The organism is Stenotrophomonas sp. S41, from assembly GCF_016624625.1.
Taxonomy (GTDB): Bacteria; Pseudomonadota; Gammaproteobacteria; order Xanthomonadales; family Xanthomonadaceae; genus Stenotrophomonas.
Genome location: NZ_JACVTV010000045.1, coordinates 22,845 through 29,856, shown reverse-complemented (window position 1 = coordinate 29,856; position 7,012 = coordinate 22,845). Strand labels below are relative to the sequence as shown.

Annotated in this window: 7 protein-coding genes; 3 read left to right on the top strand and 4 right to left on the bottom strand. The window is 68.2% G+C overall.

The window, feature by feature from the left end; all coding sequences use genetic code 11:
* Positions 1–76: 76 nt before the first annotated feature.
* The 4 genes from aroA to IAE56_RS11335 all read right to left on the bottom strand — a co-directional run bounded on the left by aroA (position 77) and on the right by IAE56_RS11335 (position 4,739).
* A complete protein-coding gene (gene aroA / locus IAE56_RS11350) occupies positions 77–1,384 on the bottom strand; it encodes a 3-phosphoshikimate 1-carboxyvinyltransferase (RefSeq protein WP_200752623.1) in 1,308 nt (435 codons plus the stop codon).
* A gap of 72 nt (positions 1,385–1,456) precedes the next feature.
* Positions 1,457–2,662, bottom strand: coding sequence for a prephenate dehydratase (gene pheA, locus IAE56_RS11345; protein WP_200752622.1), 1,206 nt, complete (start codon positions 2,660–2,662; stop codon positions 1,457–1,459).
* 51 nt (positions 2,663–2,713) lie between these two features.
* The gene (gene serC / locus IAE56_RS11340) at positions 2,714–3,799 is read right to left on the bottom strand and encodes a 3-phosphoserine/phosphohydroxythreonine transaminase (protein ID WP_200752621.1); all 1,086 of its coding nucleotides are present in this window, start codon (positions 3,797–3,799) and stop codon (positions 2,714–2,716) included.
* A gap of 130 nt (positions 3,800–3,929) precedes the next feature.
* Positions 3,930–4,739 carry an FHA domain-containing protein gene (locus IAE56_RS11335; protein ID WP_164073304.1) on the bottom strand — a complete coding sequence of 270 codons (810 nt, stop codon included), beginning with the start codon at positions 4,737–4,739 and terminating at the stop codon, positions 3,930–3,932.
* Positions 4,740–4,863: 124 nt separating this feature from the next.
* Between IAE56_RS11335 and IAE56_RS11330 the strand changes: the two genes are divergently transcribed.
* From IAE56_RS11330 to IAE56_RS11320, 3 genes are all read left to right on the top strand, one after another.
* On the top strand, positions 4,864–5,139 hold the full coding sequence (locus IAE56_RS11330) for a polyhydroxyalkanoic acid system family protein (RefSeq protein ID WP_108769216.1): 276 nt from the start codon (positions 4,864–4,866) through the stop codon (positions 5,137–5,139).
* A gap of 81 nt (positions 5,140–5,220) precedes the next feature.
* On the top strand, positions 5,221–5,712 hold the full coding sequence (locus IAE56_RS11325) for a phasin family protein (RefSeq protein WP_200752620.1): 492 nt from the start codon (positions 5,221–5,223) through the stop codon (positions 5,710–5,712).
* Positions 5,713–5,950: 238 nt separating this feature from the next.
* Entirely contained in the window at positions 5,951–6,997 is a 1,047-nt protein-coding gene (locus IAE56_RS11320) for a restriction endonuclease (protein ID WP_200752619.1), read from the top strand.
* Positions 6,998–7,012: the final 15 nt, after the last annotated feature.

Sequence of the window (7,012 nt, the reverse complement as noted above, 5' to 3'; positions counted from 1 at the left end):
GCATGGCCCGGCGCTACCGGGCGCCGAATGGTAGCGCCGGGCCATGCCCGGCGAGCGCAGCGGCGCCGTGCCGACCTCAGGCCAGGTTGAAACCGGCGCTGCGGGCCAGGCCGTCGAAATCCGGGAAGGACGTGGCGACGTTGGCGATGTCGTTGATGCGCACTTCGCCGCCGCTGATCTGGCCGGCGATGGCAAACGCCATCGCGATGCGATGGTCACCGTGGCTTTCGATGGTGCCGCTGCCCAGGGTAATGCCGCCGTGCAGCGTGGCGCCGTCGTCGGTTTCATCCACCTGCATGCCCAGCGCGCGCAGGCCGGTGGCCATCGCTGCAAGGCGATCCGATTCCTTCACCCGCAGCTCGGCAGCGCCGGTCACCACGGTCTGGCCTTCGGCTGCGGCAGCCGCCACGAACAGGGCCGGGAACTCGTCGATCATGTCCGGCACCAGCTCTTCCGGAATGCGCGCGCCCTTCAGCGGGGCGTGGCGCACGACCAGGTCGGCCACCGGTTCACCGCCCTGCTCGGCCGGGTTTTCTTCGGTGATGTCCGCGCCCATCAGGCGCAGCGCGTGCAGCAGTCCGGTGCGGCGCGGGTTGAGGCCAACCTGCTTGAGCCGCAGCTCGGAGCCCGGAATGATGCTGGCGGCGACCAGGAAGAACGCCGCCGAGGAGAAATCGGCCGGCACCACGATGTCGGTGGCGCGCAGGCGCTGGCCGCCACGCAGGCGGGCCTTGCCCGGCGAGAACTCGATGTCCACGCCGAACGCCGAGAGCATGCGCTCGGTGTAATCGCGGGTCGGGTGCGGTTCGACCACGCTGGTTTCGCCCTGTGCATACAGGCCGGCCAGCAGCACGGCGGACTTCACCTGCGCACTGGCCACCGGCGAGGCGAAATCAATGCCCTGCAGCGACTGGCCGCCATGCACGTGCAGCGGCGGGGTGCCATCGCTTTCGGTGTCGATCTTCGCGCCCATCTGCGACAGCGGGCCGGTGACACGGCGCATCGGGCGGCCGGACAGCGATTCATCGCCCACCAGGGTGCAGTCGAACGCCTGGCCTGCGAGCAGGCCGGCCAGCAGGCGCATGCCGGTGCCGGCGTTGCCGCAGTCCAGCGGCGCGCTGGGCGACTGCAGGCCATCGATGCCGACGCCGTGCACCACGCGCTGCGAGGCACTGGGGGTTTCAATGCGCACGCCGAGCTGGCTGAAGATGCGCGCGGTGGCGCGGGTGTCTTCGCCTTCCAGGAAGCCCTCGATATGCGAGGTGCCATCGGCCAGCGCGGCAAACATCACCGAGCGGTGCGAGACCGACTTGTCGCCGGGAATGGTCAGGCTGCCCTGCAGCGGCTGGCCCTTGCGGGCAATCCAGTGTTGCGCGTTGCTCATCGTTCGATCATTCCGTAAACGCCGGCGCGCCGGCGGTGCATCAAAGGGCGCGGCACGCGGCCGCAACGGCAATCAGGGCACGGCCACCGGGTAGGAACCCAGCACCTTGATCTGCGCCGAGTGCGCTTCCAGTTCGGCCAGCGCGGCCTGCATCGGCGCGTCGTCGATATGGCCGGCCAGGTCGATGAAGAAGCCGTATTCCCACTTGCCGTGGTGCGACGGGCGCGACTCGATGCGGTTCATGCTGATGCCATGGCGGGCGAACGGGCTGAGCACATCGAACAGCGCGCCGGGCTTGTCATGGATGAACACCAGCACCGAGGTGCGGTCGTGGCCGGAGGTCGGGAAGATGTTGCGGCCCACCACCAGGAAGCGGGTGGTGTTGTCGGCATCGTTCTGGATGGGCTTGGTGACGACCTTCTTCAGGCCGTACACGTGGCCGGCGCTTTCGCCACCGATGGCAGCAGCGTCGTCGGCGTTACGCGCACGGCGCGCGCCTTCGGCGTTGCTGGCGACCGGGATCTTCTCGGCCTTGGGCAGGTTGGCGCGCATCCACGCCGAGGTCTGCATGAACGACTGCGGGTGGCCGTAGACGCGCTCGATGTCTTCCAGGCGACCACTGCGCGACATCAGGTACTGCTGCACGCGCAGTTCCACTTCACCGCAGATCTTCAGGTTGGAGGTGAGGAACATGTCCAGGGTGATCTGGATGGTGCCCTGCCCCGAGTTTTCCACCGGAACCACGCCGAAATCGGCGCTGCCCGCTTCCACTTCCTGGAACACTTCTTCGATGCTGGCCATCGGCAGGCCCATCGCCGAGCGGCCGAAGTGCTTGAGCACGGCCTGCTGGCTGAAGGTGCCTTCCGGGCCGAGGTAACCGATCTTCAGCGGTTCCTGCTGGGCCAGGCAGGCCGACATGATTTCGCGGTAGACGTGCACCAGCACTTCATCGCTGAGCGGGCCTTCGTTGCGGTCCACCACCATGCGCAGCACCTGCGCTTCGCGCTCGGGGCGGTAGTAATCGACGGCGGCGGCGAGCTTGCCCTTGGCCTTGCCGACCTGGTGGGCGAACTGCGCACGCTCGGCGATCAGGCTCTGGATGTCACGGTCGATCTGGTCGATCTTCGAGCGCACATCGGCCAGTGCCAGCGGCGCCTGGGTCGGCACCGGGGTGGTCTTGGACGCGGCCTTGCCCTTGGGCGCGGCGGCAGCCTTGGCCGGTTCGGCCTTGGCGGACGCGCCCTTCTTCGGCGACTTCTTGCTGGGTTTGCTTGCCATCGGAATTCCTTGTTGCGGGGCACGCACCCGACGGTGCGCGCCGTTCATTGCTCAGCCGTTGCGCTGCTGGAAATCGGCCATGAAGGCGACCAGCGCCTCGGCCCCGGCCAGCGGCATGGCGTTGTACAGCGAGGCGCGGATGCCACCGACCACCTTGTGGCCCTTCAGGGCCAGCAGGCCGGCGGCCTTGGCTTCGGCCACGAAGCGGGCATCGAGATCGGCGTTGGGCAGGAAGAACGGGATGTTCATCCGCGAGCGCGCCGAGTGCGCGACTTCGTTGCGATAGAAGCCGCCGGAGGCATCGATGGCGCCGTACACCAGCGCGGCCTTGGCGGCATTTCGCTTGGCGAACTCGACGACGCCGCCTTCGGCCAGCATCCACTTGAACACCAGGCCGGCCAGGTACCAGTTCCAGGTCGGCGGGGTGTTGAGCATCGAATCGCGGGCGACGTGCGAGCGGTAATCGAAGATGTCCGCACGGGCCTGGCCGCTGCGCTCGAGCAGGTCGCGGCGGATGATCATCACCGCGATGCCGACCGGGCCCAGGTTCTTCTGCGCGCCGGCATAGATGACGCCGTAGCGGCGCACATCCAGCGGTTCGCTGGCGATGGACGAGCTGAAATCGGCCACCAGCGGGACGTCACCGGTGTCGGGCACATCACGGAACTCGACGCCGTGGATGGTCTCGTTGGCGGTGATGTGCACGTAGGCGGCATCGTTGGAAAGCTGCCAGCTGCTGCGCTCGGGCAGTTCGCGGTAGCCATTGGCTTCGCTGCTGGCGGCGATGTTGGCGCCGACGTAGGGGCTGGCCTGCTTGACCGCGGTCTTTCCCCAGTGGCCACTGACCACGTAGTCGGCACGCTGGCCGGTCTGGGCGAAATTGAGCGGGATGAGCGCCTGCTGGGTGGTGGCGCCGCCGGGCAGGAACAGCACGGCGTAGTCGTCGGGGATATCGAGCAGGCGGCGCAGGTCGGCCTCGGCCTCGGCCGCCACGGACATGAATTCCGGGCCGCGATGGCTCATTTCCACGATCGAGGCGCCGGCACCGTGCCAGTCCAGCATTTCCGCCTGCGCCTGGCGCAGGACCGATTCCGGCAAGGTTGCAGGGCCGGCACTGAAGTTGAACGCGCGCGTCATGTGACACCTGTGGGGCAAGACCCCTAGTATGCCGCAGTGCACCAGCCTTGCGGCCTAGTGCGGCAAGGGAAATTTGGTTTCATTGGTATCCATCTGCGACCCGGCCGGCACTACCGTCACTGCGCGATCGTCAGCGCGCGCCGAACCAGAGCAGCAGGCTGAGCACACCCGCCAGCAGCAATGCGCTTACCAGCAGCCACGGCCAACGCCGCACCCGGCGCGGCGCCACAGGCGCGTCCGCCACCTGCTCGGCATCCTGGCTGGCGTCGTCCTCGGCCGGCAGCGGGCGCCGGCGCGGATCGTGCGGCACTTCCAGCACGAAACGGTGCTGCCCATCGAAGACCACCTGGTCGCCCGGCTGCAGCCAGCAGTGGCGCACGGCCACGCCGTTGACCCGGGTGCCGTCGGCACTGCCCAGGTCGCGCAGCAGCACACGATCGCCATGCACTTCCACCCGGGCGTGCTGCTCGGCAAAGGCAGGGTCGTCGATCTCAATATCGACATCGCCGCCACGGCCGACCAGGCGCGGGCGCGACAGGGTGTAGCTGCGGCCATGGTGCAGGCCGCCGACACCGCGCAGCAGGCGCTGCTCATCGGCGATGCCATCACTGGCCGGCGACGGCGCCGGTGCCTGCAGCAGGCTCTCGACCTCACCCTGCAGCACCATCTCGACGCCATCCACATACACCGCATCGCCTGCGCGCAGCAGGGCCATGCGCCGCACTGGGCGGCCGTTCACGTGGATGCTGCGGATGCCGTTGCCGACCTGCAGCCAGAGGCCGCGGTCGTCCATGCAGAACTGGGCCAGCAGCAGCGCGCCATGGCCGGGATCACCCAGCCGCACGCTGCCGTTTGCCTGGCGCACGATGCGCTGCACCCCGGGCCGCAGGGGCTGGTCGGGCTGTTGTTGTTGACTGAAGTGAACAAGCAGGTTCTGCACGCGGCGCAGACTAGCAGGTTGCTCGCCAACGCAGAAGAACCGGCGACGGGCGCTTGGCGTGGCGCCCGCCGATGCGCACAATGGCCGCCCTCTTTGATATCCCCGCCCAGCGCCAGGAGCCTGCATGTCCACCATCGATGTCCGCCACGCCCACGCCCTGCCCGATGCACAGGCCCGCGAGGCGATCGAACAGGTTGCCGCCAAGCTGGGCGAGCGCTTCGGCCTCAAGTCCAGCTGGGCTGCCGACGTGCTGAACTTCAGCGGCAGCGGCGTGGACGGCGCCATCGAGCTGCAGCCGGGCGCCGTGCGCGTGACCGCCAAGCTGGGCTTCCTGCTGTCGGCCATGAAGGGCATGGTGGAAACCGAGATCCAGCGCGTGCTGAAGGAAAAGCTGGGCTGAACCCAGGCAGCGGCCATCACGGCCCTGCAACGTTCGTGCGCGCTACCCTCGGGGGCAGGTCCAACTCCCCCGGGAAGCGCAATGAACCAGTACGAGAATGACGACCGCCGCGAAGACGACGCTTCGTTCGGCGAACAGGCCGAGCGCTTTTCGCGCAAGTTCAGCAATTCGGCACAGCAGGTCTGGCTGGCCGGCCTGGGTGCACTGGGCCGCGCACAGGCCGAAGGCAGCCGCTTCTTCGATGGCCTGGTGAAGGAAGGCGAAGCCTGGGAATCCCGCCGCCGCGAGCGCAGCGGTGAGGAGGGCCCGGGCTGGCGCGACAACGTGGAAACCTCCCTCGACGAGGCCCGCGAAAAGGCCTCCGGCACCTGGAACAAGGTCGAAAAGGCATTCGACGACCAGGTGCAGGGCGTGCTCAAGCGCCTGCATGTCCCCACCGCCAACGACGTGGCCGCACTTGAGGCCCGCCTCGATGCCCTGCACGCGCGCCTGGCCAAGCTGGAGAACCGCGCCGCTTCGGGCAGTGATGCACCGGCACCGGGCAGCCACCAATCGCCCGGCAGTGTGCTCTGACCCTCGATTGTTGCAATGCAATAAAAATTCGCTGACAATCGCGAGGAACCCGCCAATCGCTTCGGCTGCCGTTTGTTCCCTCCCCTCACGGCTTCAGGATTGGCGGGTTTTTTCGTGCCTGCGCCACGCAGATCTGCGGGCTGCATCACGCTTCATGTCGGGAAGGCCCTGACGCAATATGACTGCGTGGCCTTTACACTGTCGTCTTCCGTTTTCGCCCCTTCCGCTCCCTTCCTGCATGCTCCCTTGGATTCTGGCCCTGCTGTCGGCCCTGCTTACCTGCACCCTGGCAATCGTGTATCTGTGGTGGGTCAAGCGGCGGCGAACGGAAATGCAACTGGGGCTGCAGGCCCTGGCGGGCATGCATTGGCGCGAGTTCTCGACGCTGATCAAGCGGATGCTGCGCGAGCGGCGCGGCCTGCGCGAAGTGGCCGACCCGACCGAGGAAGTACGCGAGCCGAGCAGTGATTTCCTGCTCAGCGATGGCCCCAATACCTGGCTGGTCTCCTGCAAGCACGGGCTGGCTTACCGCATCGGTACGGCCGCGGTGAACGAGCTGGGCGCGGTCGCGCGCCTGGGCGGCGCCAAGGGTGGCCTGCTGATCACCGAGGGCCGGGTTGAGCGTGATGGCCTGGCCGCCGCTGAAAAGCAGTCGGTCGAAGTGCTGGATGGCCCGCGCCTGTGGCCGCTGCTGCAGCCCTACCTGCCGGCCGAGATTGAAACGCGCGTGCGCTCGACGGCCCGCCTGGAGGCGCTGCGTCGCATCGCCATTTCCGCGCTGGGTGCGGTGACCCTGGGCCTGCTGGTCGGGCTGGGCCTGCAGGGCCTTCACGTGGAAACCAGCACTGCCGCTGTCGACAGCACGCCGCCGACTGCAGCAGCCGCACCGGCGCCGGTCGCGCCGGACGTGCAGCCGGACGTGCAGCCGGCCGCAGCGCCGGTGGCAGACGCGAAGGACGTGCCTGCACCGGCGGCTCCGGCCGAAGCAGCGCCTGCTGCGCCCGCCGACAACGGCCGCAACGAGCTCAATCCCGATATCGCGACTCTGGACCGTTACCAGGCCGAACTGGCACGCGCGCTGGCCCACCAGCCCGGTATCGCCAGCGGCGTCTGGCTGACCCGGCAGACCCTCGCCATCAACCGCACCGGCGAGCTGGAGGCGGTATGGCCGCGGGTCTGCCAGGAAGTGCTGCGCTACCCCGCCCTGCGCAACGTGCGCGTGCAGCTCAACGCCCGCCCGGGCGTGGATGAGCCGGTACGCTGGCGGCAGTGCGCCACGTATTGATGGGGCGACATCCAC